Origin of the sequence: Streptomyces sp. NPDC089424 (genome assembly GCF_044749345.1) — a bacterium.
Taxonomy (GTDB): domain Bacteria; phylum Actinomycetota; class Actinomycetes; order Streptomycetales; family Streptomycetaceae; genus Streptomyces.
In genome coordinates, this window is sequence record NZ_JBIVHU010000002.1 from 650,988 (window position 1) to 675,615 (window position 24,628).

Here is a 24,628-nt window from a genome sequence, read left to right on the forward strand (position 1 = left end):
GACCTGCTCTCCGTGTGAGGACTTCCAGGGTGCCGGGCGGGCCGCGCGATGGCGAATCGTTTTACGGCTCTTGAGTTGACCGAACGTCACAGTAGGCCAGGATCGGTGCTCTGCTGAGCACGTTGCGTCGCGCCGACCTGTCGGACCCAGGATTCGCTGGGAGATCCGCGACGGCACAAGCCCGGGCCCGGGCTCTCCCGCTGTAGCCACGGCACCTGTGCTGGTCGGCCAGGTGCCGTGGCTCGGGTGCGGGTTCGGCCTGCTGGTCAGCGTTCCAGGAGGGCGATGCGGATGGCTCGTTCGACGTGCGCGGCGGTGTTGGCGTGGCCTTCGGCGTTGGGGTGGACAAGGGTGACACGCTTGTTGATGGGAGCGCAGTTCAGCAGGGTGCCGGGGAGCCTGGCGGGCCAGTAGTCCGCGGCGTCGCCGCAGATTCCCTCGACCCACTTGGTGTCCGCGGACTGGCAGGCGTCGTGGCCCACGCTGGAGGAGTAGACGTCGACGTAGCGGTCGCCGAAGAACGACGTGACGCGCTGGATCGTGCTGTTCAGCGGCTGGAGGACCTCCTCACGGAGCCAGTCGACGTCGGCGTGCTTGATCGAGCCCAGCTCGGTCAGGGCGAGGCGGTTGCAGGCACTGCCCTCCTCCGGCAGGACGGCCGGATAGCCGACGGTGATCACCTTGGCGTCGGGCGCGGCCTCGTGCACCTTGGCCAGCATGGCGATGTACTCGTCCTGGACCCTGGAGAGCTTGTCCTCGATGCTCTCCTCCCCCTCGGGCGGGTTGGTGTAGTACTCGCGGCAGGTCTTGCCCGGCGTCGCGCCCAGTTCGAGGCACTTGAGCAGCATGCCGCCGAAGGGAAGGCTGTTGCCGCCGACGCCGATGGTGACGACGTCGGTCCGGTCGTTGAGGTCCGCTCGCCCGATCTGCGGGTCGACCGCGGGCCAGCCGCCGGCAGGCGGCTGGACCGGGCTGATCGGCGTCTGCCTGGTGTCGGCGATGTCGGCGATGGTGGCGTTGCCGCAGCTGACGTTGGTCAGTTGGACGGGCTTGCCCGGCGGGAACTCGTCGAGCTCCCGCTCGACCACGCCGGGGTAGGCGTCACTGGTGCGGTCACAGCCGTCCCGCGACGCACTGCCGAGCGGGGGCTGCGGGTCCCCGACGAACACGCCTGCGGTGTACGAGTCGCCCAGCGCGGCCCACTGATACTGATCGGCCGCACCAGCGGAGCCCGAGGGCGCGAGTGCGGACACCGCCAGCGTGAGCCCCACGGCCAGTGCCCTTGCTCGCAGGCGGGAGACGGGGTGCCGCATGGCCCCTCGATGGCGGGCGGGCAGGGTCGCCGAGGCAAGGGGTGCCGGTCGGCCCGTAGACGTCGAACGCATTCCGCAGTCTCCGTTCACTCAGTGCAGTCATTTGACTACGAAACGAAGTTAGGTGAGGGCATGTGATCGACGGACGGGTGCGCCTGGTAAACCACCCGAGCGCATTGTGCAGAGGTCCGACGCCACGGTGAGTGCGCGGGTAGCCGCCCGCTGACAGTGAAGAGGCGTGCTGCAGACGGCTGATGGCGTCGGACCGCGCGGTCAGTCGGAGTCCGGATGGGCCTTGCGGGCGAGCAGGTGGATCTCCTGGAACTGCCGTCGGTCCGTGGGCTGGGGCGCGCGCACCGTCCGAGCCACCTCCGCCAGCCCGGTCGCGCGCAGCATCGCGGCGAGACGATCGGGCCACCACCGGTACGCCGGCGCGACCGCGTGATCGGAGACCCGCGTCGGACGGGACGGATCGTCGCCCGCCCAGAAGCCGAGGAGGAGATGGCCACCAGGTGCCAGCACGCGCTCGAACTCGGCGAAAACGGCCGGGAGTTCCTCGGGCGGCGTGTGGATGATGGACCAGCGCGAGAGTACGCCGTCCAGCGCCCCGTCGGCGAGGTCGAGCGCCGCCATCGAGCCCACCTCGAACCGCAGCCGCGGGTAGGTCTGTCGGGCCAGCTCGATCATCGCGGGAGAGGCGTCCACACCGAACGCCTCAAGCTCCAGCCCGTCCAGATGGGCGGTGACATGGCCGGGCCCACACCCGAGGTCCGCGACCCGGCGGTCCCCACGCGCACGGACGGCCTCCGCGAAGACTCCCAGCATCGCCCGGTCCAGAGGGCTGTCGCGCAGTACGTCGCGGAACAGCCGCGCATAGGTGGGGGCGACGGCATCGTAGGCGTCGCGGGTGGCTCGGAGGGCATCGTGTTCGACCATGGTCGCGACGGTAGTTCCTGACGCCGCGGCGAGCGGAGGAATGACGGCTTCCGCACGAGGCGGAACGACTGAGGCGGAACGACTGTAGGGGGAAGATGTGAGCCGCAGGTCAGTCCGCGGAGAGGGCGATCAGGCACACCGCCGCGAACGACACGACGGTCGCGCCGAGCAGTGTGAGCGCCGCCGGAACCGCCGCCGTCAGCGGTTCCCTGCCCTTGCGTCGGCCCGAGCGGAACATCATGCGGGACAGGACGAGTGGCAGCGCCACCAGGAGGAGCAAGACCAGCGGCGCCGCGAACCGGCCGAAGGCGGTGGCGCCGGGCTCGGTGATCAGATGCCAGGCGGTCGTACCGAGGACGAACGCCGGTCCGGCCAGCAGGCCCAGCGAGAGGACCGACGCCAAGGCGACGGTCAGCCCTTCGGTCAGACGTTCGGTACGTGTGCGCTCCCGGCTCACCGCCGATGTCTCGTCGTAGCCCATGCTCGTCCCCCAGGTCCCGCCGTGCGAGGTCGCTCGCCGGAAGGCGATCATCGCATGCCGGCTCCTCCGCTCCGCGAGGGACTGCATCGGGCGCGCGCAGCGGTCGGAGGTTGCTCAATGGCCCAAGATCTACCTCGCTCGGTGGCCCAGGCGGACGGGCCACCGCGGGGATACGGTCGGCATGTGACCACCGCCGCCGGCCGGCGCGTCCGAGCGCGGCCATGCGGTGGTTCGGCTCGGCCCGGGACCGACCGGACGTCCGCCCACGGCCCCGCGTCTCGATCAGCTGAAGGAACCACGCCATGCCTGACAATGCCCCGACCCCCGGCCCGCACCCGGCGACGGCCGGCATCTCCCTCGACGACCTGAAGGTCCCGGACACCGCGGCCTCGGCCGCCGCGCTGGAGCTGGCGTCCGCCTACCAGTCCCCCGCCCTCCTGAACCATTCCGTCCGGGCCTACCTGTGGGCGGCCGCCCGCGCCGCGGCACAGGGCATCGATGTCGACTCCGAGCTCCTCTACGTGGCCGCCCTCTTGCACGACATGGGGCTGGTGTCGGAGTTCGACAACCACACCCTGTCGTTCGAGGTGGCCGGCGGCCACGTGGCGCGGGTGTTCGGCGCCGGCGCGGGGTGGCCGGCGGAGCGCCGCGAACGGCTGGCCGAGGTCATCGTCCGCCACATGTGGCCCGACGTCGACGTCTCCCTGGATCCCGAAGGACACGTGCTCTGCCGCGCGACGGCCCTGGAGATCGTCGGCAGGGACGCGGACGATTTCGCCCCGGAGTTCAGGGCCGAGGTCCTCGGACGCCACCCCCGACTCGGTCTCGCGACGGAATTCCTGACGTGCTTCCAGGACCAGGCGCGGCGCAAGACCGACAGTTCGGCAGCGGGGGCCGTCCGATCAGGGCTCCAGGCCAGGATGGCGGACAACCCGTTGGACCTGAATCAGGACCTGCCCTGAACCACGACCAGGACCTGGACCCGCCCGCCGGCGATCACTGAAGCCGGCGCGGCCCGGCCCCGGGCTCACAGCGTCCGCGGAGCGGGAGCCAGGATCGCGGCCGGGACCGGCACCCAGTCGGTGCCGGTCAGGCGGCCGAACGCCTGGTCACCGAAGTGGAAGGCGAAACCGACGGTGCGCGCTCGCGCGAGCTCCCCGGCGAGGCGCGCGCGTGCCGCGATCACGCCACGCCGGTCCGTGTCGGGTCGCGAGGACCACTCCGGGTGCGCCACCTGCGCCGGGGTGTGGAACACGTCCCCGAACACGATCACCCGCTCACTTCCCGCGGACACCACGTACGAGGTGTGGCCCGGCGAATGTCCTGGGGTCACCAGCGCGCGTACCCCCGGGAAGATCTCCTCGCCGTCCTCGACCGGGGTGTGGGCCGCGCCCACGAGGGCGAGTACCTCCGCGGACGGGGCTCCGGGGACCGTCGCACCACGGGCGTGCGGGGCCCACTCCGCAGCGGCGACGAGGTACCGGGCCCTCGGGAAGACCTTCTCCGGCGCGAACGCCCAGCCGGTGTGGTCCGCGTGCAGATGGGTGAAGGCGACCGCCTCGACGTCCTGAGGCGCATGCCCGAGCCCGGCGAGCGTCGCCGGAAGCGCCCCGGAGTCGACGAGCCCCACCTGGTCGCCGCAGACCCTGACCGGCCCGCGCACCGGCCCCAGACCGGCGTCGATCAGCAGCCGCCTGCCGTCCCGCTCGATCAGCAGACCGCCCGCCGACATGGCCACGCGGCCCCGCGCGTCGAGGACCTCCGGATGAGCGTCCCAGTAGTCCTCGGGGAAGCCCGGGAAGAAGGCAGAGGGCAGCATTGCCATCGCCCCGTCCACGACATACGTCAGCCGTACGCCGCCCAGGGCGAGGGCGCGGACGGCGGACTGCCGGTTCAGGGCTCCGGTGCGCATGTCCCTCCCTTTGCACGGGCCCGCAGCCCCGCGCCGGGCAGTCGTACGGGTCCGTCGGCCTGCCGTCATCACATCAGGGCGTCGCCGACCCGGCCACCGGTCGCTGACCGGCGCAATCGGTCACCCGAGTGGCGGCATCGCCGCGACCTTCGGACAGTGAGACGTATGAACCGGCACCGACGTCCGCCCCGGCGGGCCCCGTGGATCGCAGGCGGTGCCGCTGTGCTCTTCCTCGGCGGCGCCGGCGTGTGGGCGCTGGTGGCGCAGGACGACGGCACGCCCCGCCCGAGACCGACGGCCTCGGGTGACGTCTCCGTGCCCACGCCGCCCCCGTTACCGTCCGGGACGCCCACACCCACGACGCCCACCGCGGCGCCGTCGACGTCGACGAGCGCCCCGCGGTCCACGCCGACGACGACCCGACCTCACCCGCCGGCGACGCCGAGCGACCGGCCCCCGCCCACGCCTCGGCGGACGACGGCCGTCCCGTCGCCGCCACTGGAGCCGACCCCCACACGGCCCCCGCCGCCGAAGCCGTCGACGACGGTCCCGAGGCCCACCTCACCCGCACCCACGCGCCCGCCGACGACCCTCACGCCCTCCCCCACCCCCACGCGTCCGCCGACAACCGTCACCCCCTCCCCCACACTCACCCCGCCCCCGTCGACCCTCACCCCCTCCCCAACGCCGCCCACGCCGGCACCGTCGGCGACGCGGTGGTACACGAGCGCGGCGGCGACCGCCGCTGCCCAGCGCATGGCTGACGCCGGGGTCGTCGGCGATCCCGCCTGCTCGCTCTCAGCCGTGGGCCGGCCGGACCCGGCGCTGCTCCCCCCGGGCCTCACCTCGGTGGGAACCGGCCATGCGGGCGCCTACTGGTGCCTGATCTGGTAGCGCGCATGCCGGGAACACCGTCGGGCGAGGCTGTCCCTGCGCGTACTGGTATCCGCGAGATCTGGAACAGGGCACCACGATGCGGTCAGCTGTGGCCATGGCACATGTACTCGTCACCGGTGGAACCGGCTTCCTCGGCTCCCACACGATCGCGCGACTCCTGACAGAGGGGCACGCCGTCACGACCACCCTCCGCTCGTCGGCGCGCCGGCCCGACGTCGTCCGGATGCTCACCGAAGCCGGGGCACCGAACCCGGAAACCGTCGGCCGTCTCCGGGCTGCGCGCGATGTTCGGCGTCGACGACGCCGATCCCGAGCTGCTGGAGACCATCGGCGAACTCACCCTGGCCAGCGAACGGTTCGGCATGCTGTGGGCCCGCCGTGAGGTGCGCCGCCGCGACAGGGGTCTCACCCGGCTCCGGCACCCCGTCGTCGGCGAGCTGGAACTGCGCTACGAGAAGATGTTGCGTCCCCAGGCCCGCCAGCTGATCGTCGTCCACTACGCCGACCCGGGCTCGCCCAGCCGGGAACGCCTGCGCCTCCTCGGCGAGGGCCAGCCGCAGCGTCCCGGCCCGACCGAAAGCAGCCGTATGAGGCGGGGTCCGGCTCAGGGGCGGATGCGCAGGGTCTTCACGTGGTCCTCGTCGAACTCCTCGAAGTGGAACTTCAGGCCTGTGACGGGGCTTCCCGGGAAGTCCCCCTCGACCGTGCAGGTCACGACCACGCCGGTGCCGGCCGGTTCGAGGTCGGTGATCGTGTACCGGACGAGGGGGACCTCGGTGCGCCAGGCCCGGATGGCGTCGATGCCGGCGTACTCCTTGCCTTCGTCCTCGACGAGCGCGTCGTCGGCGAACAGGGCGAAGTAGGCCTCGGTGTCCGGTGCGGGAGCGAGTTCGAAGTAGCGCCGGATGATCCGGGGGGCGGTGGCCGTCATGATGGCTCTCCTCGTCGGGTGGGCATTGCTCTCATGACCCTATGAAGATCGTTGTGGATGATCCATGACCGAGAGAGCCCATTTTTTGTCCGTCCGTCCATCCATCCGGTGTGGTCGGTACGATCGGCGCATGGACGTCGTCAGTGACGCGGTCTCCGTCATCCGTACCGGCAGGCCGCACGCCGCGCGCACCCGCCGCTCGGCGCCGTGGGGGCTGCGTTTCCCGGCCGGCCGTGAGGTCGGCTTCCATGTCGTCCTGCAGGGCAGGTGCTGGCTCCTGTCCGAGGGGCGGGAGCCGGTGCCGCTGGGGGCCGGAGACGTCGTGCTGGTGCCGCACGGCCAAGAGATGGCTCTCGCCGACTCGCCCGGCAGGGACCTCGTCGACGTCGCACCCGACATGGACGACACGTGGGTGAAGCCGCCCGACACGGCGGGTGCCGCCGGCGACCTCACCCTCCTGATGTGCGGCTCGTACCAGCTCGACCGGGCGGGTGCGCACCCGTTGCTCGCCGAGCTCCCCGCGTTCCTGCACCTGCCCCGGCGGGTGGGAAGCGGTGGGGCGCTCAACTCGGTCGTCGACCTGCTCGGGGACGAGCTCGACCGGCGCAGACCCGGGACCGACGCGGCGATTCCCGCGCTGCTCGACACGATGCTGCTGTACATCCTGCGCGCCTGGTACCAGGACCACGCCCCGCGGGAGACGGGAGGCTGGGCCGCGGCGCTCGCCGACCCGACGATCGGGTCGGCGCTGCAGGACATGCACGCCGAGCCCGCGGCCGCCTGGACGGTCGAGGGGCTGAGCCGTCGGGCAGGTGTGTCCCGGTCCGCGTTCGCCCGCCGCTTCACCGAGCTCGTCGGGCGGCCGCCGATGGCGTACCTGACCTGGTGGCGGATGACGACCGCCGGCCGGATCCTGCGCGACGACGACGCGCCGCTCCAGGCCGTCGCCGAGAGGGTCGGATACCACTCGGAGTTCGCCTTCAACCGCGCCTTCAAGCGGGAGTTCGGCGTGAGCCCCGGCGCCTACCGGCGGCGGGACACCGGCCGTCGGGCCACCGCGCCGCCCGCCTGAGACCCCACTCGTGGCGTTCCGGGCGGCTCAGATGGTCTTGGCCTGGCCCCCGTCGATGAGGAACTCCGTGCCGGTGACGTTGCCCGCGACCGGTGACGCGAGGAAGAGGACCAGGTCGGCCACTTCCTGCGGCTCGGTGACGCGGCCGGTCGAGATGCCCATGGTCCGGGGTGCCACCACGTCGATGGCCTCCTGCGGAGTGGTACCCGCGGAGGCCGCCATCACCTCGGCGAGGCCGCCCGGCGCGGTCCAGAAGGGGGTGCGGACCGGCCCGGGGGCGACGGCGTTGACGCGTACACCGCGCGGTGCGAACTCCTCGGACAGCGCCTTGGTCAGGTTCGTCAGTGCCGCCTTCGCCGCGGAGTAGTCCACCACCATGGGGTAGGGCAGCCGGGCGTTGATGGAGCTGATGTTCACGATGGCGGCGTCCCCCGCTTCCAGCAGGTGGGGCAGGGCCGCTCGGCTGGCCCGTACGGCGCTGAAGAAGGTGACGTCGAAGACGCGCCGCCACTCGCTGTCGTCCACCTCCAGGAAGCCGCTCCGGGAGTCGGTCGCTCCGAGGTTGTTGACGAGGATGTCCAGCCTGCCGTGCGCGTCGACGGCATGCCGCACGAGGGCGTCCGCCCCGTCCGGCGTCGCGAGGTCGACGGGCACGAAGGTGACGTCGTACTTGTCGCTGAGGGCGGTGAGTTCGGGGGTGGCGCTTCGGCTGCCGGCGACCACGCGGACGCCCTCGCGCCCCAGCGCCTCGACGGTCGCCAGCCCGATGCCCTTGCCGGCTCCGGTGACGACGGCGACCTTGTCCTTGAGGTGGAGCTCCATGGATGACCTTTTTCTGGATTGGTTGATACACAATAAAGGTAGGCACAGCCCAGGACGGACACCACCGGGGCGCCACCGAACCGGTGACCCGACCCTCGGCCCGGCCGACCGAGCCGACCGAGCCGACCCGACCGCTCGGGTCGATCAGTCCAAGGCGCGCAGGGCGGTCGACACGGCGTCCTCGACGAAGGGCCGGCCCAGGCGGGCCTTGCCCACCACGCGCAGACCCTGGACGAAGGTGGTCAGGAAGCGGGCGAGCTCCGCCGGATCCTTGTCCGACGCCAACTCGCCGCGGGCCTTCGCGCGCTCCAGCGCGCCGGCGAGCGCCGATTCCACGAGCCGCAGCGCGGCCCCCACCCGGCCGGTCGTGGCCGGGTCGTCGCCGCGCTCCGTGGCGGCGTTGACCACGAGGCATCCCCGCTCCGGGGCGGCGAGATCGGCCTCGACCATGTCGAGCAGGACGCCGCGCACGACGGTCCGGACGTCGGCGTCCCCCTCCAGCCGCTCGGTGAAGCCTTGCGTGTACAGGGAGCAGTAACGCTCCAGCGCATGGGCGTAGAGCTTCTCCTTGGAACCGAACGCCGCGTACAGGCTTCCGCTCCCGATCGACATCTCCCCGAGCAGGTCCTGCAGCGACGTCGCGGCATAGCCGCGACGCCAGAACAGGTCCATCGCCCGCTCGACCGCCGCGTCGACGTCGAACTCCCGATTACGTGCCATGCGAGCCACCATAACCTGATTCTGGAATGTTCACTCAAATATGTGCTGCGGCTCACCGCGGCCGCAGACGCGTACCGGCCGAAGTGGTGGCGAGTTCTCCACTTCCGGCACCTTGTTGAAGGTGTAACCATCTTCACGGCTGATCGATCGCCGTCGGCCAGGCATCGCCGCCCGGACACCCACTCACGAAGGGACGTCACGTGATCACGCGCCGTACGAGAACCGCTTCCGCCGTCGCCTCGCTCGCCGCCGCGCTTCTGGCCCTGTCGGCCGGATCCCCCTCGGCCGCGGCCCTCGGCAGCCCCTCCGCCGCCCTTCACACCGGTCCACGCCTGACGGGCACGGAGATCCCGGTGGACCTCGGGGACGTGGGGACCTGCCACAACCTGACGCAAGCGGTCCGGTCCGGCGTGAACGTCTCCGCGCACGACATCGACGTGTTCTACCAGCCCGACTGCCGGGCCGGACTGCCGGGGAGCAACGGCGACATCTTCTACCGGCTCGGAAGCCTGCACACCGGTGAGTTCGGCTTCGGGGCGGTCAGCTACCGGGTCCAGCCGGCGCACTGAGCCCCCACGCGCGGCCCGGGGCTTGTGCGCTTGTCGTGAGGGCACCGGATGGAGAAGGCTGTCGGAGAGCACGGGGCTCGTCCCGAGAGACGCCGACGGAACGGCTGGCCCATGGACATCCGGCAGATCGAGTTCTTCGTCGCGGTGGCCGAGGAACTGAACTTCACGCGGGCCGCCGAACGGACCCACGTGACGCAGTCCGGGCTCTCCGCATCCATCCGAAGCCTGGAGCGGGAGCTGCGGCACCGGCTCTTCGAGAGGACACCCCGCTCGGTGGGCCTCACCCCGGCCGGTCACGCCTTCCTGCCGCGCGCCCGGCGCATCCTCGCCGATTCCCAGGCCGCCCTGCGGGAACTCGATCGCGCCGGGGACGCCGCCCGGGGAAGCGTGAGCCTGGGCGCCGAACAATGCCTCGGTGACCTGATCGACCTGCCCGATGTCGTGGCCGCGTTCAGGACCCGTCATCCGGCATGCGGCATCCGGTTCGAGCAGCGCCCCTCCCGGCTGCTTATCGAAAGCCTGCGCCGGGGCGAGCTCGACCTCGGGCTGATCGCCGGGCTCGCGCAGTTCCCGCCGCCGACCGAGGGGCACGACGTCACCACCCTGGAGCTCGCCTCGGACCGCTTCGAGCTGCTGGTAAGCCCTGAGCATCCGCTCGCGGACGCCGAGATCTCCTGGCCCGCGCTGGAGGGGCACGACTTCGTGGACCTGGGTGAGAACTGGACCGCCCGGCGCATCGTCGACGAGGCGTTCCGCAGACGGCGGCTCTCGCGCACCACCGCATTCACGGCGGATGACGTGCACATGCTGCTGAGTTTGATCCGGCGCGGGCTCGGAGCGGGTCTGGTTCCGGCCTCGTACGCCGCGAAGCCGGAGGCCCGAGGGCTGGTCCGACGCGCCGTCCCCGACGCGGACCTCACATGGACGGTCCAGCTGGTGAAGCGCGCCGACGCCGGACGCACCGCAGAGCTCTTCGCCGACATGCTCGTCACCGCCGACCTGGTGAGCGGCCTCCGCGTCGACATCGGCGGCGACCGGTACCCGGAGGACGAGCGGACCGTCGCCGTCCGCTGACCCGGCCGCCTCGCCCGGGGGCGACAGGAGCCGGAGGGTCAGCCCTGGGCGACCTTGGCGGCGTAGCCGGGCAGGTAAGGGGCTTCCCCGGGGTCGGGCCGGTCGGTCGCCAGGTTCGCGCGGTGCCAGAACGGGTACTGCGCGGCGGGCTGGGTCGCCTCGCCGATCCGAGCGGTCTCGTCCGCCGTGAGGACGAGGTCGACGGCGGCCAGGTCGTCGTGCAGTTGCTCCTCCGTGCGCGCGCCGAACACGGCACCGGTGATGCCGGGCCTCGCCAGCAGCCACGACAGCACGACCTGTGCGACGGACACCTGCCTGTCCTCGGCGATCGCGACGAGGACCTCGATGATGTCGTAGGCCCGTTCGCGGTCGGTGACGTGGGGCTCCGGCCAGTCGGTGCCCTGACGCGTGGTGCCTGGGACCGGCCGGCCGTCGCCGGACCTTGCCGGTCAGCAGGCTCTGCCCGAGGGGGCTCCAGATCAGCGTGCCGAGGCCCGCGTCGGCCGCGGCCGGCAGGATCTCGTACTCGGCCTCGCGCGCCTCGGGGGTGTAGTACACCTGCTGGGCGACGGGCTGGATGTAGTGGTGCTCGCGGGCGACGGCCGCGGTCTTGGTGACCTGCCATCCGGAGAAGTTGGAGATGCCGGTGTACCGGATCTTTCCGTCCCGGATCATCTGGTCCAGGGTCTGCAGGGTCTCCTCGACCGGCGTCTCACCGTCCCACTGGTGCAGGTAGAACAGATCGATGTGATCCGTTCCCAGGCGCCGCAGGGACGCCTCCACCGCCCGGGTGAGGTGGAAACGCGAGGACCCCGCGTCATTGGGGCCGTCACCGGTGGGGAAACGGCCCTTGGTCGCGATGAGCACGTCGTCCCTGCGGCCCTTCAGTGCCGCCCCGACGATCTCCTCGGCGTCGCCGTGGGAATACAGATCGGCGGTGTCGACCATGTTGACGCCGGCGTCCAGCGCGATGTCGATGAGGCGGCGCGTGACCTGCTGGTCGAGGCCGCCCAAGGGGGCGAACTGTTCGTGGTGTCCGACGTTCAGAGTGCCGAGCACGAGTTCGGACACGCGGAGCCCGGAATTTCCCAGCTGTCGGTACTTCATGTCTTTTCCTTCCGCGATCGGACGTGTTCTTCACGTTAGGGAGGCCGATGAGGGGCAGTCCAACAACGAACCTTCATGGCAGCTATTCGAGAGACAAATGCGGGCCATCTTCACGGAGGACACCGAGAATTCCCTTCAGATACAAGGCGATGCCTTGCCTCCACCCCCTCGACGGAACATGATTGCGGCTTCAACGACACGGATGATCGCAAAGGGTGAGTACGTGAGGCCGGACGCCGAGCCCCGCCGACGGTTGCACTTCGTCGGGACCATGCCGCAGTTCGGCACCGCGGCCGAGGCCTTCTCCTGGCAGGTGAGCCAACTCGGTGACCGTGTGCGCAGGTTGAGCGGTGGGGAGACGGGGCCACGGCTGTCCTGGTTCGTGCCGCTGGTCAAGGAACTCAAGAACGATCCGAAGATCCGGGCCGTGCGCGAGGGCGACTGGACCGACTACGACGACGTCGACCGGCTGGCGGTCCGCCGGGGGTACGAACTGAGGCCCGAGGACATCCCGTTGCGTCTGGCCGCATGGGCACAGGAGGAGCTCGCCGTGCTCGACGCGGCCGGCACACCGGCGACCGCGGAGCGTCCCTTGCAGATCGGGGTGCCCAGCCCTCTCGACCTGGCGCTCTTCATCCTCGGCCCGGCCGGGGCGCTGCGCCATGTCTCCGTCTTCCTGAAGGCGGTCGCCGCGCAGATCGAACGGATCGTCGCGGTGGGCGGCGACAGGGTGGTGCTGCAACTGGAGACGCCCGCCGCGCTGATCGCCGTGAGTTCGGCCCCCACGCCGCTGCGTCGGGCCGTGGCCGAACTGATGGGCCGGCTCACGCTCCAGCAGGTCACCCGCGCTCCGCACGGCACGAGGCTGGGCCTGCACCTGTGCCTCGGGGACATGGGCCACAAGGCCCGGGTGCGGATGAGGAACGCCGATCCGCTGGTCCGACTGGCCAACGTGCTGGCTCGACGGTGGCCGAGCGGGCGCACACTGGAGTACCTCCACCTGCCGCTGTGCGGTGGCGAGCAACCGCCGTCCACCGACCCCGATTTCCACGCCCCGCTGCGCCGCCTGAGGATTCCGGCCTCCGTCGAGCTCGTCGCGGGCATCGCTCACGAGAAGCAGGGCCGGGACGACCAACTGGCGGTACGCGCCCTGGTGGAGGCGGCCACCGGCCGTCGCGTCGACATCGCGACGGCTTGCGGGCTGGGTCGCCGCAGCGCAGCAGAGGCCGACGAAGCCGTCGCACGCATGCTCCTGCTGCTGGAATGACGGTCGCCGCCACGGCCACGCCCCACTTCCGGCGGACTGCCGGGCCGCTCCGTGCACGGCCCTGAACCCCTCCGGTCCGCCGAGGGGAGGAAACGACGCGGCGCGCCGTGCTGAAGATCGGCCCAGGCGCGGCGCGTCTCGGCCGTGGGGGCTGCCCGCGGTGGAGGATACGGCGGGCCGGCGGCCTGCGGACGGCCGCGTGGCACCGCCTCACTCGAGGAAGAGGTCCGGCCATGAAGGTCATGAAACCTGTCGTAGACGCGCGGCCCCGGTGCGCCCGGCGCGGAGCCGCCTTTCGTGTCACGCGGGCGGCGGCGTGACCGCGGCCCCGGGTGACGACCCGCGACACGGCGCTCGTTACGGCGAGACCGTCTTCCCTCCCGGGCGGGCGGGCGAGGACGAGCGCATCGACCTCGGCGCACTGACCTACGACGACGTCACCATGGCGCGGCTGCGGGCACTCGGAGCCGGCCCGGGATGGCACTGCCTCGACGTGGGTGCCGGCACGGGAACGATCTCGCGGCGGCTGCTGGACGAGGCGGGGGTGACGAGCGTGCTCGCCGTGGACCGCGACGTGCGTTTCCTCACCGAGCGACCGGTGCCCGGACTCGACGTGCGGGAGGCCGACGTCACCGCCGGGGACTTCGATCCCGGCCGGTTCCACCTCGTGCACGCGCGCTTCGTGCTGATGCACCTGCCGGAGCACGAGCGCCTGATCGCGGCGCTGTCCGGGCTCGTCGAGCCGGGCGGGGTGCTGGTGCTGAGCGACGCGGTCGACCTGACGAGCGAGCGAACGCCCGGCACGCCGTACACGACGGTGATGCGCGCGATGTGGCGGGGGCTGCGGGCCACCATCGGCACCGACGTCTCGTGGGTGCCGTCCTATCCGCGGTTGCTGCGCGGTGCGGGGCTCATGCCGGTCGCCGCCGAGATCCATGTGCCCCCGCTGCTCCCGGGCAGCCCCATCAGCCGCTTCTGGGCGGAGACTTGGGAGCGGAGCAGGGAGGCGATGCTCGCCACCGGCCTGGTCGACGACGCGGACGTCGATGCCGCGGTCCGGTACCTGGGATCCGACGAATGCGCCGCCCTGTCGGCCGGCATGCTCACCGCCTGGGGAGCGAAGCCGACCACGACCACGTGACGGCCCCGTCGGACGACTGCGAGAGCCCGACGCGGCCAACGGGGTTACGGCGCCGAGGGGTCCGGGGCCGGCGCTCAGTATGCGCGCGCGTCCTCGAAGACCACCCGCATGCCGGGCCGCGCCGGGTCCGTGACCGGCATTCCCGGCGGGAGCACCGGTGCCAGGGCGTGGAACACCGCCCGCACACGGTGCGCGTCGTAACCCGCGAGCGTTTCGCAGGCCTGGAGCAGCAGGCCGCCTCCGCGCAGCTCCCGCACGGCGTGGAACGCGCCTGTCGCCCGCAGGGCCCTTGCGCCTCCGAGCCGTGCGGCCAGCTCTCCGGGGACTCCGGTGACCCAGGAGTAGCCGCGCAGCAGGCTGCGGGACTCCCTGCGGGACTTGCGCCGGGAGCGGCTCAGCGCGGCCTCCAGATCGGTGCTCTCGTGGAAGTTGAGGTGGTCCACCCGTACGAAGGCCGGATCGGCCGCGTCGAGCGCCATGGCCAGGAAGTCGACGAGGCCGGCGCAGAACCCTGGGTCGTCGATCCGCTCACCGGCCCGCAGCGCCGCGGACAGTTCGGTGCGACTGCCGCGGTCCACCTGGACCGCGCCGACGCGGGCGACGTCGTCGATCCAGACGCCCTCGTCCTCGGCAGGCACGTGGAAGCCTGCCGACGCGTAGAACGGCAGCGGCCGCAACGCCTCGGCGAACACGGGCCAGTCGGCCCGGACGTCCTGGACGCGGACTTCGCGGCCCCCGCCGATCGACTCCGTCGCCAGCCCGTGCGAGTCGACGCTCCCTTCCGCGGGGACCAGACGGTCCAGCGCCGTGCGGAACCACTGGACGACGAGCTCTCCGCGGGGGACGACGGCCTGTTCGTCCAGCGTGGCCCACAGGGTCACGTCCATGCTCGGCGTCTCGTCGTCCACCTGTGTCTCCTTGTACCGAGGCCGCCACGAGGACGTGGGTGTACGCAACCCCCGGACCCCATTCGGTCATGCTCGCACGCGCCCGGACCCGAGGCGACCAGGAGTGGGGGACTAGCCTGGGAGCATGGCGTCCGTACGGTAGGAGTGGCGGTGGATGTCGATCTGCGCAAGCTGCGCTACTTCGTGGTGGTCGCCGAGGAACTGCACTTCGGACGCGCCGCCGAGCGTCTGCACATCACGCAACCGGTGCTCTCCCGGCAGATCCGGGCCCTGGAACGCGAACTGCACGCGCAGCTGTTGGCGAGGAACAAGCAGTCCACCGAACTGACCGCCGCCGGGCACCAGCTCCTGGAGGACGCCCGGCCGTTGCTGGCGCACGCCCAGGCGCTGGGCCTGCGCGTGCGGCGGGCCGCACAGGGCACGTCGACGTTCACCGTCGGTTTCATGCCGGGGATCACCGTGACCGGCGCGGTGCGCGCCTTCGCCGCCAGACACCCCGAGCTGAGTGTGCAGGTGGTGCGGACGTCCTGGGACACCCAGGTGCGGACGGTGCACGAGGGCTCGGTCGACGTGAGCTACGTGAGGCTGCCGGTGGAGCATCGGGACCTGACATTGCGCCCGCTCTTCCGGGAGCCCCGCGTGGCCGTCCTGCCGGCGCGGCATCGCCTCGCGGGCAAGGAGTCCATCGGCGTCGCGGAGCTGGCGGCCGAGCGCCTGCTGCAGGATCCCGACGCCGTCCCCGAGTGGCGCGACCTTCCCGAGCGGGCCGGCGCCGAGGTGACGCCCGGATCACGGCCGGTCTTCCGCAGCGTCGAGGAGAAGCTGGAGCACGTCGCGACCTCGGGGGGTGTCGTGGTTCTTCCCCTGTCGACCGCCACGTACTACACGCACGCCGATGTCGTCCACGTCCCCATCGACGACATCGGACCGGGCGAGGTCTGCCTCGCCTGGAGCGCCGGACGGAGCTCCGCGCTGTTGCCCGAGTTCGCGGACGTCGCCGCGGCCCAGTACTGATGCCCTGAGGGCATCACCGCTGACGGAAGAGGTCTTGGACGCCGTACACGACACGGTCCGAGCATGGACGGGCGGCGGAACTCCCCGCCGCTTCGCGAAGGGACCGTGAGGACGATGCAGGTATTCATCACGGGCGGCTCCGGCTACATCGGCCGCTTCACCGTTCAGGCGCTGGTCCGGCACGGCATCGAGGTGACGGCGCTGGCGCGCAGCGAGCACTCCGCGCGTACCGTGGCGGACCTCGGCGCCACCCCGGTCGCGGGGACGCTCACGGACTTCGACGTCCTGAGGGATGCCGCCCGCCGGGCCGACGGAGTGATCCACCTGGGGGCCGACTACGCCGAAGGCACCGCCGACGTCGACCGCGCGGCGGCGGAGGCGCTCCAGGACGGCGCGGGGAGCGGCCCCTACGTGCACACCGGCGGGGTGTGGGTGTACGGCGACACCGACGGGGTGGTCGACGAGGACGCCCCGCTGCGTCCGCCGCCCCTCACCGCCTGGCGGCTGGAGAACGAGAAGCGCGTGCTGGCCCGGGCCGCCACCGGGGGGCGTCCGGTGGTCGTCATGCCGGGCCTGGTGTACGGGCGTTCGGGCGGGCTCGCCCAGTCGTTCTTCGTCGAACCGGGGCGCGCCGCCGGCGCCGTGCCCTGCATCGGGGACGGCTCCAACCACTGGGCCCTGGTCCATGTCGAGGACATCGCCGAGCTCTACGTCCTGGCGCTCGACGCCCGTCCCGGTTCCGTCTACGCGGGGGTCGACGGCCCCCACCACCGGCTGGCGGAGATCTCCCTCGCCCTCAGCAGGGCCGCCGGATGTCCGGGCGAGGTCGAAACCGTCTCTGTCGAGGAGGCCGTCCGGCGGATGGGTCCCATCGCCGAGGCCTTCGCGCTCGACCAGCGGATCACCGGGGCCCGGGCCCGGCGCGAGCTGGGCTGGGCACCCGCCCGGCGCGACGCACTCGCCGAGCTCGCCCGGGGGTGAGCCTGGCAGGACCCTTAGCCGGGCTCACCTCGGACACGTTGTATACGGATGTAGACTTGCAATGTCTACAGTCGTAGACAGAACAGAAGGGGCAGGATCATGAACCTGAATCTGACCGGCCGGCGGGCCTTGGTCACGGGCTCCAGTTCAGGGCTGGGCGAGGCGATCGCCCGGCTGCTGGCGGCGGAGGGCGCCGACGTCGTCGTGCACGGACGCGACGAGGCCCGGACCCGGAAGGTGGCACGGCAGACCGGCGCGGCCGCCGTCGCGATCGGCGACCTCGCCACCGACGAGGGCGCGGACGCCGTGGCCGCGGCGGCGGGCGAGGTCGACATCCTGGTCAACAACGCCGGGGCGTACGAGCACATCGGCTGGGCCGAGGCCACCTCGGCACACTGGATCCGCGCCTACGAGGTGAACGTGGTGTCCGCGGTCCGGATGATCCGGCGGCTGGTGCCGGGCATGCGGGAGCGCGGCTGGGGACGGGTGATCCAGATCGGCGGGGGCCTCGCCACCCAGCCGACCGCGGCCCTGCCGCACTACAACGCCACTCTCGCCGCACGGCACAACCTGGCCGTCTCCCTGGCGCGGGAGCTCAAGGACACCGGAGTGACGTCCAACGTGGTGGCCCCCGGGGCGATTCTCGTCGACGCGGTGCAGGAGTTGCTCACCACGCTCGCGCCGGAGCACGGCTGGGGCGAGTCGTGGGAGGAGATCGAGCCCAACGCCTCCGGCGAGGTCGTCCCCAACGACGTCGGCCGCTTCGGCCGCCCGGAGGAGATCGCCGGCGCCGTCGCCTACCTGGCCGGGCCCTACGCCGACTACATCAGCGGCGCCACGATCCGGGTGGACGGCGGCACCGTCCGCTCCGCGGTCTGAGCATCGCCGCGCGCGCATGATGTATACACCTGTAGACCATGGCTCACGCGCCTGGTTAGACTGCGCCGCATGGAACAGGAACGGCCCACGACGCCCGCCGGCGGCCCGGCCGCCAAGCGGCCCCGGAACGCCGCGGCCACCCGTGAGGCCATTCTCCGCTCCGCCACGGAGGCGTTCTCCCGGCACGGCTACGACGGTGTCGGCGTGCGGGAGATCGCGGCCGCCGCGGGGGTGACGGCCATGCTGGTCAACCGCTACTTCGGTTCCAAGGAGCAGCTCTTCACCGAGGTGGTGGAGGCCTCCTTCGCGCCGCCCACCGTCGTCACGGACGACCCGGGCACGCTGAGCCGGGACGTGGCCCGGGCGCTGGTGGAACGGACGGCACCCGGGGCCGAGCACCTCGACCCGTTCCTGCTGATGCTGCTGTCCGCGCCCAACGAGCGCAGCGCGGAGATCATGCGGCAGGGCATCGAGCGCCACGTCGGGCGGCGGCTGGCGGAGCGACTGGACGGCCAGGACGTCCGGGAACGCGCCGGACTGGCCCTGTCGGTGATCGCCGGGGTCTGGCTGATGCGCAAGGTCATCGGGGACACGGCACTGGTACGGGCCGACGAGGAGGAACTGGCCCGGCGTCTGGAAGGCGTATTCGAGCTGCTCTTCACCGACGGGTGAGCCCACCGCGTCCGCACCGTCGGGCCCGGGGTTCACCGATCAGGGCGTGTGCCGACGGCGAGGTGTCATCCCCAGGGCCGCGAGGCCGCTCACGGTCATCACCGCGGCGGAGGCCCACCAGGCCAGGGAGAAGGAGTGGGCCGGCCCGCCCGATCCGGTGCCGGCGAGGACGATCACCAGGACACTGACACCGAGGACGGTGCCGACCTGTCCCGCCATGGCGACGATCGCGCTGCCGGTGGCGCCCCGGTCCTTGGGCAGGTGGGAGGTGGCGGAGGAGATCAGGGTGGGCAGGGCGAGGCCGCCGTGGCCGCGGCGCCCGGGAGCGGATCCTGAAGGCGGCCACCGAACTCTTCGTCGCCCAAGGGGTCGACGCGACCGGCATGGACCAGCTGTGCACCGTCGCCAACGTCTCCAAGCGCACCCTGTACGCGCACTTCGCGGGCAAGGACGACCTCGTCCACGCCTGCCTGAGCGGTCTTCAGGACGAGCTGCTGCCCGAGGGCTCGTCCTCCGCGCAGGACGGCCCGGGCCCGCGCGAACAGCTCCTCGCCGTCTTCGACCGCCGCCCCGACGTGTCGGGGCAGCCTCTGCGAGGCTGCCCCTTCCTGGGCGCGGCCGTCGAGATCCCCGACCCCGAGCACCCGGCCCACCGGCTCGCGGCCGCCTACAAGACCGAGTTCGCCCGGCGGCTCGCCGACCTCGCGCGCCGGAGGAACTCGGCGAGCAGCTCGCGCTCCTCTACGACGGCGCGGCGGCGCGGGGCACCGCCCTCAACAGCACGGAACCCACGGCCCACGCGCGCGCCATCACCGTGGTGCTGATCGATTCGGCGATCGCGGCGTCCGAGGAGGGTGGGGGCGCGTAGGGCCGCGCCGCGCGGGCTTCACCGAGGGGCGGGCGATCAGCCCGCGGGCGCGGGCTGCCAGGTGCGGGCGGGCACGACCAGCGGGCCGCCCGTGACAGGGTCGGGCACCACGACCGAGGAGAGGCCGAAGACGTCTTCGACGAGCCCGGCGGTGACGACCTCGTCCGGCGGCCCCTGGGCGACGATCCGGCCTGCCTTCATGGCGACGAGGTGGTCGGCGTAGCGGGCGGCCTGGTTGAGGTCGTGCAGGACGGCGACGACGGTACGGCCGCGCTCGTGGTTGAGCCGGCGGACCAGGTCCAGGACCTCCACCTGATGGGCGATGTCCAGATAGGTCGTGGGTTCGTCCAGCAGCAGGAGCACCGTGTCCTGCGCCAGGGCCATGGCTATCCACACACGCTGCCGCTGGCCGCCGGAGAGTTCGTCCACCGGACGGTCGGAGAGATCGGCGGTGTCCGTACGGGCCAGCGCCTCGGCGACGGCCCGCTCGTCCGCCTCCGACCACTGCTGCCACCACTTCTGGTGCGGCTGGCGGCCACGTGAGACGAGGTCGGCGACGGTGATGCCGTCCGGCGGGGTCGGGGACTGCGGCAGGACACCGATGGTCCGCGCGATCCGCCTGCCGGGGACCCGGGCGATCTCGGCGCCGTCCAGCAGGACCGAGCCCCCACGGGGTTTCAGGAGCCGGCCCAGCGCGCGCAGGACGGTGGACTTGCCGCAGGCGTTGGGGCCGACGACGACGGTGACCTTGCCGTCGGGTATGTCCAGGTCGAGGCCCTCGACCACGGTGCGGTCCTCGTACGCCAGGGTCAGATCGCGCGCCGAGAGGCGGCTGACGGGCGGACGGCTCATGAGGAGGTGCCTCCGGAACGGCTACGGGTGCGGACGATCAGCCACATCAGGTACGGAGCGCCCACCGCGGCGGTGAGGACGCCGACCGGCAGCTCGATCGGGGAGAACATACGGCGGCCCAGCAGATCGGCGACCACGACGATCAGCGAGCCGGTCAACGCGGAGGACAGCAGCGGGATCTGGGCCGTGCGGGTGAGCCGGCGCGCGATCTGCGGGGCCAGCAGGGCCACGAAGTCGACGGGGCCGACCGCTCCGGTCGCCACCGAGGCCAGGACGACACCGAGCGCGGTCAGTCCGAGCCGCGCCCGGTTCAGACGCACGCCCAGGGCGGTCGCCGTGTCGTCGTCGAACGAGGCGCCGCGCTGGGCCCGAGCCGCCCACAGGACGGCGGGGACCGCGAGCGCCATGACGAGGGCGAGCGGGGCTGCCTCCTCGTAACCGCGGCTGTTGAGGGAGCCGGTCAGCCAGACCTTCGCCTGCTGGGCCACCAGGTAGTCGCCCTTGGTGAGGAAGAGCTGCGTCAACGAGCCGAGCGCCACCGACACACCGATGCCGACCAGCACGAAGCGGGAGGACTGGAGCCCGCGCCGCCAGGCGAAGGCGTAGACCAGCACGGCGGCGGCGACGCCACCCGCGACGGACACGTACGGAAGGGCGTCGGCGGCGACGGCGTTGAAGGCCAGTGCGGCGACGGTCGCCGCTCCGGCGCCGTGCGTGACGCCGATGACGTCGGGGCTGGCGAGCGGATTGCGGGCGACGGTCTGCACGAGCGCGCCCGCCAGGCCGAACGCGGCTCCGGCGAGGAGCCCGACCACCAGCCGTGGCAGGCGCAGCGTCCCCACCACCAGTTCGTCGGGGCTCGACCGCCCGAACAGCACGCGGACCACCTCGGCGGGCGGCACGAAGGACTCGCCCACGCACAGGTACGCCACCACCGCGCCGGCAAGCAGGACCGCCAGTGCCGCGGCGACGACGACCGCCCGCCGGTGGACCAGGAAGCTGGCGCGACCGCCGCGCAGCACGGCGTGCCCGGCGGGGCGGACCGCGGGCCCGGTCGGGCGCGTCCCGGGACGTCCGAGGAGCCCGGCGTCCACCTCGGTGCGGCTCATGCGGCCACCACCGTCCGGCGCCGGACCAGCGCGATGAGGAACGGCACCCCGATCAGGGCGGTCATGACGGCCGCCGGAACCTCCGAGGGCGGGAAGACGACGCGGCCGAGGACGTCCGACGCCAGGATCATCACCGGACCGAGCAGCGCCGCCATGGGCAGCACCCAGCGGTGCGCCGTGCCGACCAGCGCCCGCGCGATGTGCGGCACGGCGAGGCCGACGAACGCGATCGGGCCGACCGCGGCCACCGCGGCGCCCGTGAGCACGGTCGCGCCCAGCGCCCCGAACAGGCGCGTCAGCGCCACGTTGTGCCCGAGGGCCTTCGCGGCATCGTCTCCGAGGGCGAGGGCGTCCAGTCCCCGGGCCATCACCGCGATCAGCACCAGGCCGGCCAGCAGGAACGGCCAGAGCTGTCCGGCGACCTCGCTGCCGCGCCCGCTGATCGACCCGATCTGCCAGAAGCGGAACTCGTCGAGGACACGGGCGTTGGTGGTGGCGATCCCGGAGACGAGGGCGGCGAGGAAGGCGTTCATCGCGGCGCCCGCCAGCGCGAGTTTGACCGGTGACGCCCCGTCGCGTCCGCCGCTGGCGACGGCGTACACGCCCACCGCGGCCAGGGCGGCGCCCGCGAAGGCGAACCAGACGTAGCCGTTGATCGTGTGCACTCCGCAGAAGGCGATCGCGCACACCACCCCCACCGCGGCACCCTGGCTGACACCGAGGATGCCCGGTTCGGCGATGGGGTTGCGGGTGATGCCCTGCATCACCGTGCCGGCGAGCCCGAGGGCGACGCCCGCGAGCACGCCCACGACCGTGCGGGGGACCCGCAACGCCCGCACGACCTGTGCGTCGTCGCTGCCGCCGCCGTGCAGCAGCGCCTGGATCACCTCACCGGGCGCGATCTGGCGGCTGCCGACGGCGAGGCTCAGCAGCACGGCGAGCAGCAGCATCGCGGCACCGGCCGGCAGCCAGGCGGCCCGGCGACGGGTGGGGGTGGGTGGCGACATCCGCCGGGCTCACTCTCTTGTGCGAGGGTCGGTCAGCCGGCCAGGTACTTCTGGAGGTCGTCGAGCACCGCGTCGGCGGCGGTGACACCGAGCCCCAGGTACCAGGTCTCGTCCGGCACGTCGTAGGCGTGACCCGCCTTGACCGCCTTGAGGTTCTTCCACAGCGGGTTGCCCTGGGCCTTGCTCTTGTCCGTGGCCTTCGGGTCGCCGTAGACGCCGCTGAAGATCCAGTCGGCGTCCGCCTGATCGATGTTCTCGGCGCTGACCTCGGCGGCCAGGTCCTCGATGTCCTGGTTCTTGGGCCGCGGAATGCCGAGGTCCTTCAGGATCGTGCCGATGAACGAGCTGTTGGCGTAGAGCCGGACCACTCCGTCGGGCATGTACCGGACCATCGAGACGGTCGGCTTGTCGGGGCCCAGCTCGGCGGCGAGCGCCTTCACACGCTTGTCGTACGCGGCGAGGTTCGCCTCGGCCTGCGCCGTGCGGTCCAGCGCGGCGGCGTTCAGGAGGTAGTTCTCCTTCCACGGGAAGCCGGGGCGGATCGAGAAGACCGTCGGCGCGATCTGCGACAGCTCGTCGTAGGAGGCGGCGGCGCGCAGCTGGCTGCCCAGGATCAGATCGGGCTTCAGGGCCGCGATCGCCTCCAGGTTGAGGCTGTTGATGGTGCCGATGTTCGCCGGGGTCCCGGCGTCCTTCTTGAGGTACGCGGGCAGTTCCGGGGAGCCTTCGCTCGGTGCCAGGCCGACGGGCTTGATGCCGAGGGAGACAACGTTGTCCAGCTCGCCGACGTCCAGGACGACCACGCGCTCGGGCCGGGCCTTGATCTCGGTGGTACCCATGGCGTGCTTGATGGTGCGCGGCCACTCGCCGGGCCCCGCGTCGGTGCCGAGTTCGGCGGTCTTGCGCGCCGCGTCGGCGAAGTCCTCGCCGCCCATGGCGACCGACTTCGAGTCCTTCGTACCGGATCCGGCGGCGGCTGACGTGCCGTCGTCCTTCCCGGACGCACCGCTGCCGCACGCCGTGAGGGAGAGCGCGGCCGCGAGGGCGAGGGCAACGACCGCTGGGCCGCGGCGTCGACGGGACATGGGGCGCTCCTTGCTGTGATTCAGCTTTGAACAATTAGGCGAGCCTAACCTTATGTGAACCCTGTGGGCGTTTCGCAAGGGGGTCCTGGGACGCCTGGGAGCCGATCCAGTACGTTCGTCGCCATGGCGATGACGCGACGGCCGCTCGACGGTGACCTGGTGGAGCGCATGATCTCGCTCGCGGACGTGCCGTGGAGCCGTCGGGCGTACGAGGAGGCCTTCGTCCGCAACGGCTGGCACATGGTGGAGGACGACGGCGAGATCGTCATCGGCTGGCTGGACGTGTGGCCGGTCGCCGGGCAGGAGGGGGTGGACGACTGGTGGCTGCTTCTCGGGGAGTGGCCGGGCTGCGAGGAGGGGCCCGACGTCGTGTGCGAGCACCCCGCCTGCCGCGCGGACTGCTCCGTGCTCATGCCGTTCGCCTTCTTCGCGGACCCCGACGACCCCGAGCAGTGGGAGCGCGAACAGGGCCCGTTCTTCGCCCGCGCCGACTGCCTGGCGCGGGCATCGGCGGCGGACTTCGAGGCCGAGTACCAGCGGGCGGGTGAGCTGCTGCGGGCGCGGCTGGGCGAGCCCCTCGCGGAACCCTCGTACCGGCCCGACGGCGCCGAGCGGTACGAGGTGTGGGAGCGCGGCGGCTCCTGGGTGGTACTGCTGATCGAGCCCGACCCGCTCTCGTACCACGCCTACGACCAGGCGGCCGTCGAGGTACGCCCCCGCGTGTGAACTGTGGATGCCCGGCGGCCGGCGCTCACCGGGAGTTGCCGCCGGCGCCTCCCCTCTCCGGCCTCGGCTCGCGGATCAGCCGGGTCGCGAGGTGGTAGGCGACGGTGACGTCCTCGTACTCCTGACCGGGGACGACCCTCTCGGGGAGGTGCGTCCGGTCGCTGCGGCTCGTCGACTCCCGCTCACCGGTGCCCGGGAAACGGACCGAGGTGCGGGGCTCCGCCGTGAAGCGGAGCCGCTCCGCGTGGACCGCCGACCGGAACGAGATGTCCCCCGCCGGTCGCT

28 protein-coding genes and 2 pseudogenes are annotated in these 24,628 nt (G+C 72.1%); 14 read left to right on the forward strand and 16 right to left on the reverse strand.

Annotation, left to right across the window (positions count from 1 at the left end; translation table 11 throughout):
• Window positions 1-266 precede the first annotated feature (266 nt).
• The 3 genes from ACIP2X_RS10535 to ACIP2X_RS10545 all read right to left on the reverse strand — a co-directional run bounded on the left by ACIP2X_RS10535 (window position 267) and on the right by ACIP2X_RS10545 (window position 2,781).
• Entirely contained in the window at window positions 267-1,313 is a 1,047-nt protein-coding gene (locus tag ACIP2X_RS10535; protein WP_401670187.1) for an SGNH/GDSL hydrolase family protein, read from the reverse strand.
• A 273-nt stretch (window positions 1,314-1,586) separates the two neighbouring features.
• Window positions 1,587-2,249 (reverse strand): class I SAM-dependent methyltransferase, encoded by a 663-nt coding sequence (locus tag ACIP2X_RS10540; protein WP_401670190.1) that lies wholly within the window; start codon window positions 2,247-2,249, stop codon window positions 1,587-1,589.
• Window positions 2,250-2,358: 109 nt separating this feature from the next.
• Window positions 2,359-2,781, reverse strand: coding sequence for a hypothetical protein (locus ACIP2X_RS10545; RefSeq protein WP_401670192.1), 423 nt, complete (start codon window positions 2,779-2,781; stop codon window positions 2,359-2,361).
• A 251-nt stretch (window positions 2,782-3,032) separates the two neighbouring features.
• Between ACIP2X_RS10545 and ACIP2X_RS10550 the strand changes: the two genes are divergently transcribed.
• Window positions 3,033-3,692 carry an HD domain-containing protein gene (locus ACIP2X_RS10550; RefSeq protein WP_401670197.1) on the forward strand — a complete coding sequence of 220 codons (660 nt, stop codon included), beginning with the start codon at window positions 3,033-3,035 and terminating at the stop codon, window positions 3,690-3,692.
• A 65-nt stretch (window positions 3,693-3,757) separates the two neighbouring features.
• Here ACIP2X_RS10550 and ACIP2X_RS10555 read toward each other — a convergent pair whose 3' ends face one another.
• Together ACIP2X_RS10555 and ACIP2X_RS10560 are read right to left on the reverse strand one after the other, a co-directional pair.
• The gene (locus ACIP2X_RS10555) at window positions 3,758-4,642 is read right to left on the reverse strand and encodes an MBL fold metallo-hydrolase (protein WP_401670200.1); all 885 of its coding nucleotides are present in this window, start codon (window positions 4,640-4,642) and stop codon (window positions 3,758-3,760) included.
• A gap of 425 nt (window positions 4,643-5,067) precedes the next feature.
• Window positions 5,068-5,400, reverse strand: a complete 333-nt coding sequence (locus ACIP2X_RS10560; RefSeq protein ID WP_401670202.1) for a hypothetical protein — start codon at window positions 5,398-5,400, stop codon at window positions 5,068-5,070.
• Between the two features lie 233 nt (window positions 5,401-5,633).
• On the opposite strand from ACIP2X_RS10560, the gene ACIP2X_RS10565 reads away from it, so the two are divergent.
• Window positions 5,634-5,921 (forward strand): NAD-dependent epimerase/dehydratase family protein, encoded by a 288-nt coding sequence (locus ACIP2X_RS10565; protein WP_401670204.1) that lies wholly within the window; start codon window positions 5,634-5,636, stop codon window positions 5,919-5,921.
• A pseudogene (locus ACIP2X_RS10570) lies at window positions 5,824-6,021 on the forward strand (transcriptional regulator); the annotation flags it as partial. The gene ACIP2X_RS10565 and the pseudogene ACIP2X_RS10570, both read left to right, overlap by 98 nt.
• Window positions 6,022-6,143: 122 nt before the next feature.
• Here the strand turns inward: ACIP2X_RS10570 and ACIP2X_RS10575 are convergent.
• Window positions 6,144-6,470 (reverse strand): nuclear transport factor 2 family protein, encoded by a 327-nt coding sequence (locus tag ACIP2X_RS10575; RefSeq protein WP_401670207.1) that lies wholly within the window; start codon window positions 6,468-6,470, stop codon window positions 6,144-6,146.
• 130 nt (window positions 6,471-6,600) lie between these two features.
• Between ACIP2X_RS10575 and ACIP2X_RS10580 the strand changes: the two genes are divergently transcribed.
• A complete protein-coding gene (locus ACIP2X_RS10580; protein ID WP_401670209.1) occupies window positions 6,601-7,542 on the forward strand; it encodes an AraC family transcriptional regulator in 942 nt (313 codons plus the stop codon).
• 27 nt (window positions 7,543-7,569) lie between these two features.
• Here the strand turns inward: ACIP2X_RS10580 and ACIP2X_RS10585 are convergent, their stop codons facing one another.
• Complete coding sequence (locus ACIP2X_RS10585; RefSeq protein ID WP_401670211.1) at window positions 7,570-8,364, reverse strand: SDR family NAD(P)-dependent oxidoreductase; 795 nt, start codon at window positions 8,362-8,364, stop codon at window positions 7,570-7,572.
• 144 nt (window positions 8,365-8,508) lie between these two features.
• Window positions 8,509-9,084: a TetR/AcrR family transcriptional regulator gene (locus tag ACIP2X_RS10590; RefSeq protein ID WP_401670213.1), complete on the reverse strand. Its 576-nt coding sequence runs from the start codon at window positions 9,082-9,084 to the stop codon at window positions 8,509-8,511.
• A 200-nt stretch (window positions 9,085-9,284) separates the two neighbouring features.
• On the opposite strand from ACIP2X_RS10590, the gene ACIP2X_RS10595 reads away from it, so the two are divergent.
• Window positions 9,285-9,653, forward strand: coding sequence for a hypothetical protein (locus ACIP2X_RS10595; RefSeq protein WP_401670215.1), 369 nt, complete (start codon window positions 9,285-9,287; stop codon window positions 9,651-9,653).
• A 111-nt stretch (window positions 9,654-9,764) separates the two neighbouring features.
• On the forward strand, window positions 9,765-10,727 hold the full coding sequence (locus ACIP2X_RS10600; RefSeq protein ID WP_401670218.1) for a LysR family transcriptional regulator: 963 nt from the start codon (window positions 9,765-9,767) through the stop codon (window positions 10,725-10,727).
• A 38-nt stretch (window positions 10,728-10,765) separates the two neighbouring features.
• Here the strand turns inward: ACIP2X_RS10600 and ACIP2X_RS10605 are convergent, their stop codons facing one another.
• Both ACIP2X_RS10605 and ACIP2X_RS10610 read right to left on the reverse strand, forming a co-directional pair.
• Window positions 10,766-11,077 carry an aldo/keto reductase gene (locus ACIP2X_RS10605; protein ID WP_401672281.1) on the reverse strand — a complete coding sequence of 104 codons (312 nt, stop codon included), beginning with the start codon at window positions 11,075-11,077 and terminating at the stop codon, window positions 10,766-10,768.
• 130 nt (window positions 11,078-11,207) lie between these two features.
• Window positions 11,208-11,834, reverse strand: a pseudogene (locus ACIP2X_RS10610) (aldo/keto reductase); the annotation flags it as partial.
• A gap of 202 nt (window positions 11,835-12,036) precedes the next feature.
• On the opposite strand from ACIP2X_RS10610, the gene ACIP2X_RS10615 reads away from it, so the two are divergent.
• Window positions 12,037-13,101 carry a hypothetical protein gene (locus tag ACIP2X_RS10615; RefSeq protein ID WP_401670220.1) on the forward strand — a complete coding sequence of 355 codons (1,065 nt, stop codon included), beginning with the start codon at window positions 12,037-12,039 and terminating at the stop codon, window positions 13,099-13,101.
• A 316-nt stretch (window positions 13,102-13,417) separates the two neighbouring features.
• Window positions 13,418-14,242, forward strand: coding sequence for a class I SAM-dependent methyltransferase (locus tag ACIP2X_RS10620; RefSeq protein WP_401670223.1), 825 nt, complete (start codon window positions 13,418-13,420; stop codon window positions 14,240-14,242).
• Between the two features lie 74 nt (window positions 14,243-14,316).
• On the opposite strand, the gene ACIP2X_RS10625 is transcribed toward ACIP2X_RS10620, so the two are convergent.
• Window positions 14,317-15,150 (reverse strand): hypothetical protein, encoded by an 834-nt coding sequence (locus ACIP2X_RS10625; protein ID WP_401670225.1) that lies wholly within the window; start codon window positions 15,148-15,150, stop codon window positions 14,317-14,319.
• A 150-nt stretch (window positions 15,151-15,300) separates the two neighbouring features.
• Here ACIP2X_RS10625 and ACIP2X_RS10630 point away from each other — a divergent pair, with 150 nt between their 5' ends.
• The 4 genes from ACIP2X_RS10630 to ACIP2X_RS10645 all read left to right on the forward strand — a co-directional run bounded on the left by ACIP2X_RS10630 (window position 15,301) and on the right by ACIP2X_RS10645 (window position 18,696).
• Entirely contained in the window at window positions 15,301-16,164 is an 864-nt protein-coding gene (locus ACIP2X_RS10630; RefSeq protein ID WP_401670227.1) for a LysR family transcriptional regulator, read from the forward strand.
• 114 nt (window positions 16,165-16,278) lie between these two features.
• A complete protein-coding gene (locus ACIP2X_RS10635) occupies window positions 16,279-17,145 on the forward strand; it encodes an NAD-dependent epimerase/dehydratase family protein (RefSeq protein WP_401670229.1) in 867 nt (288 codons plus the stop codon).
• Between the two features lie 99 nt (window positions 17,146-17,244).
• On the forward strand, window positions 17,245-18,024 hold the full coding sequence (locus tag ACIP2X_RS10640; RefSeq protein ID WP_401670232.1) for an SDR family NAD(P)-dependent oxidoreductase: 780 nt from the start codon (window positions 17,245-17,247) through the stop codon (window positions 18,022-18,024).
• 69 nt (window positions 18,025-18,093) lie between these two features.
• Entirely contained in the window at window positions 18,094-18,696 is a 603-nt protein-coding gene (locus ACIP2X_RS10645; protein ID WP_401670235.1) for a TetR/AcrR family transcriptional regulator, read from the forward strand.
• 39 nt (window positions 18,697-18,735) lie between these two features.
• On the opposite strand, the gene ACIP2X_RS10650 is transcribed toward ACIP2X_RS10645, so the two are convergent.
• The gene (locus ACIP2X_RS10650) at window positions 18,736-18,915 is read right to left on the reverse strand and encodes a hypothetical protein (RefSeq protein ID WP_401670238.1); all 180 of its coding nucleotides are present in this window, start codon (window positions 18,913-18,915) and stop codon (window positions 18,736-18,738) included.
• Window positions 18,916-19,079: 164 nt separating this feature from the next.
• Between ACIP2X_RS10650 and ACIP2X_RS10655 the strand changes: the two genes are divergently transcribed.
• Window positions 19,080-19,520: a TetR/AcrR family transcriptional regulator gene (locus ACIP2X_RS10655; RefSeq protein ID WP_401670241.1), complete on the forward strand. Its 441-nt coding sequence runs from the start codon at window positions 19,080-19,082 to the stop codon at window positions 19,518-19,520.
• A gap of 80 nt (window positions 19,521-19,600) precedes the next feature.
• Here ACIP2X_RS10655 and ACIP2X_RS10660 read toward each other — a convergent pair whose 3' ends face one another.
• From ACIP2X_RS10660 to ACIP2X_RS10675, 4 genes are read right to left on the reverse strand one after another with little or no spacing between them, the layout of a single operon-like run.
• Complete coding sequence (locus ACIP2X_RS10660; protein ID WP_401670244.1) at window positions 19,601-20,416, reverse strand: ABC transporter ATP-binding protein; 816 nt, start codon at window positions 20,414-20,416, stop codon at window positions 19,601-19,603.
• Window positions 20,413-21,525, reverse strand: a complete 1,113-nt coding sequence (locus tag ACIP2X_RS10665) for a FecCD family ABC transporter permease (protein ID WP_401670246.1) — start codon at window positions 21,523-21,525, stop codon at window positions 20,413-20,415. Before ACIP2X_RS10665 ends, ACIP2X_RS10660 begins: the two co-directional genes overlap by 4 nt.
• Complete coding sequence (locus tag ACIP2X_RS10670) at window positions 21,522-22,532, reverse strand: FecCD family ABC transporter permease (RefSeq protein ID WP_401670248.1); 1,011 nt, start codon at window positions 22,530-22,532, stop codon at window positions 21,522-21,524. Before ACIP2X_RS10670 ends, ACIP2X_RS10665 begins: the two co-directional genes overlap by 4 nt.
• Window positions 22,533-22,564: 32 nt before the next feature.
• Window positions 22,565-23,617 (reverse strand): ABC transporter substrate-binding protein, encoded by a 1,053-nt coding sequence (locus tag ACIP2X_RS10675; protein WP_401670251.1) that lies wholly within the window; start codon window positions 23,615-23,617, stop codon window positions 22,565-22,567.
• A 123-nt stretch (window positions 23,618-23,740) separates the two neighbouring features.
• Here ACIP2X_RS10675 and ACIP2X_RS10680 point away from each other — a divergent pair, with 123 nt between their 5' ends.
• A complete protein-coding gene (locus tag ACIP2X_RS10680) occupies window positions 23,741-24,343 on the forward strand; it encodes a hypothetical protein (protein WP_401670254.1) in 603 nt (200 codons plus the stop codon).
• Window positions 24,344-24,628: the final 285 nt, after the last annotated feature.

What these genes read in the sequence shown, in the direction of transcription:
- ACIP2X_RS10680 (WP_401670254.1), top strand. Translation starts at nt 23,741, where the DNA reads ATGGCGATGACGCGACGGCCGCTCGACGGTGACCTGGTGGAGCGCATG.
- ACIP2X_RS10565 (WP_401670204.1), top strand. Translation starts at nt 5,634, where the DNA reads ATGGCACATGTACTCGTCACCGGTGGAACCGGCTTCCTCGGCTCCCAC.
- ACIP2X_RS10580 (WP_401670209.1), top strand. Translation starts at nt 6,601, where the DNA reads ATGGACGTCGTCAGTGACGCGGTCTCCGTCATCCGTACCGGCAGGCCG.
- ACIP2X_RS10575 (WP_401670207.1), bottom strand. Translation starts at nt 6,470, where the DNA reads ATGACGGCCACCGCCCCCCGGATCATCCGGCGCTACTTCGAACTCGCT.
- ACIP2X_RS10670 (WP_401670248.1), bottom strand. Translation starts at nt 22,532, where the DNA reads ATGTCGCCACCCACCCCCACCCGTCGCCGGGCCGCCTGGCTGCCGGCC.
- ACIP2X_RS10675 (WP_401670251.1), bottom strand. Translation starts at nt 23,617, where the DNA reads ATGTCCCGTCGACGCCGCGGCCCAGCGGTCGTTGCCCTCGCCCTCGCG.
- ACIP2X_RS10645 (WP_401670235.1), top strand. Translation starts at nt 18,094, where the DNA reads ATGGAACAGGAACGGCCCACGACGCCCGCCGGCGGCCCGGCCGCCAAG.
- ACIP2X_RS10555 (WP_401670200.1), bottom strand. Translation starts at nt 4,642, where the DNA reads ATGCGCACCGGAGCCCTGAACCGGCAGTCCGCCGTCCGCGCCCTCGCC.
- ACIP2X_RS10660 (WP_401670244.1), bottom strand. Translation starts at nt 20,416, where the DNA reads ATGAGCCGTCCGCCCGTCAGCCGCCTCTCGGCGCGCGATCTGACCCTG.
- ACIP2X_RS10550 (WP_401670197.1), top strand. Translation starts at nt 3,033, where the DNA reads ATGCCTGACAATGCCCCGACCCCCGGCCCGCACCCGGCGACGGCCGGC.
- ACIP2X_RS10665 (WP_401670246.1), bottom strand. Translation starts at nt 21,525, where the DNA reads ATGAGCCGCACCGAGGTGGACGCCGGGCTCCTCGGACGTCCCGGGACG.
- ACIP2X_RS10650 (WP_401670238.1), bottom strand. Translation starts at nt 18,915, where the DNA reads ATGGCGGGACAGGTCGGCACCGTCCTCGGTGTCAGTGTCCTGGTGATC.
- ACIP2X_RS10540 (WP_401670190.1), bottom strand. Translation starts at nt 2,249, where the DNA reads ATGGTCGAACACGATGCCCTCCGAGCCACCCGCGACGCCTACGATGCC.
- ACIP2X_RS10615 (WP_401670220.1), top strand. Translation starts at nt 12,037, where the DNA reads ATGATCGCAAAGGGTGAGTACGTGAGGCCGGACGCCGAGCCCCGCCGA.
- ACIP2X_RS10590 (WP_401670213.1), bottom strand. Translation starts at nt 9,084, where the DNA reads ATGGCACGTAATCGGGAGTTCGACGTCGACGCGGCGGTCGAGCGGGCG.
- ACIP2X_RS10535 (WP_401670187.1), bottom strand. Translation starts at nt 1,313, where the DNA reads ATGCGGCACCCCGTCTCCCGCCTGCGAGCAAGGGCACTGGCCGTGGGG.
- ACIP2X_RS10635 (WP_401670229.1), top strand. Translation starts at nt 16,279, where the DNA reads ATGCAGGTATTCATCACGGGCGGCTCCGGCTACATCGGCCGCTTCACC.
- ACIP2X_RS10545 (WP_401670192.1), bottom strand. Translation starts at nt 2,781, where the DNA reads ATGATCGCCTTCCGGCGAGCGACCTCGCACGGCGGGACCTGGGGGACG.
- ACIP2X_RS10585 (WP_401670211.1), bottom strand. Translation starts at nt 8,364, where the DNA reads ATGGAGCTCCACCTCAAGGACAAGGTCGCCGTCGTCACCGGAGCCGGC.
- ACIP2X_RS10640 (WP_401670232.1), top strand. Translation starts at nt 17,245, where the DNA reads ATGAACCTGAATCTGACCGGCCGGCGGGCCTTGGTCACGGGCTCCAGT.
- ACIP2X_RS10560 (WP_401670202.1), bottom strand. Translation starts at nt 5,400, where the DNA reads ATGCGCTGGGCAGCGGCGGTCGCCGCCGCGCTCGTGTACCACCGCGTC.
- ACIP2X_RS10655 (WP_401670241.1), top strand. Translation starts at nt 19,080, where the DNA reads ATGGACCAGCTGTGCACCGTCGCCAACGTCTCCAAGCGCACCCTGTAC.
- ACIP2X_RS10600 (WP_401670218.1), top strand. Translation starts at nt 9,765, where the DNA reads ATGGACATCCGGCAGATCGAGTTCTTCGTCGCGGTGGCCGAGGAACTG.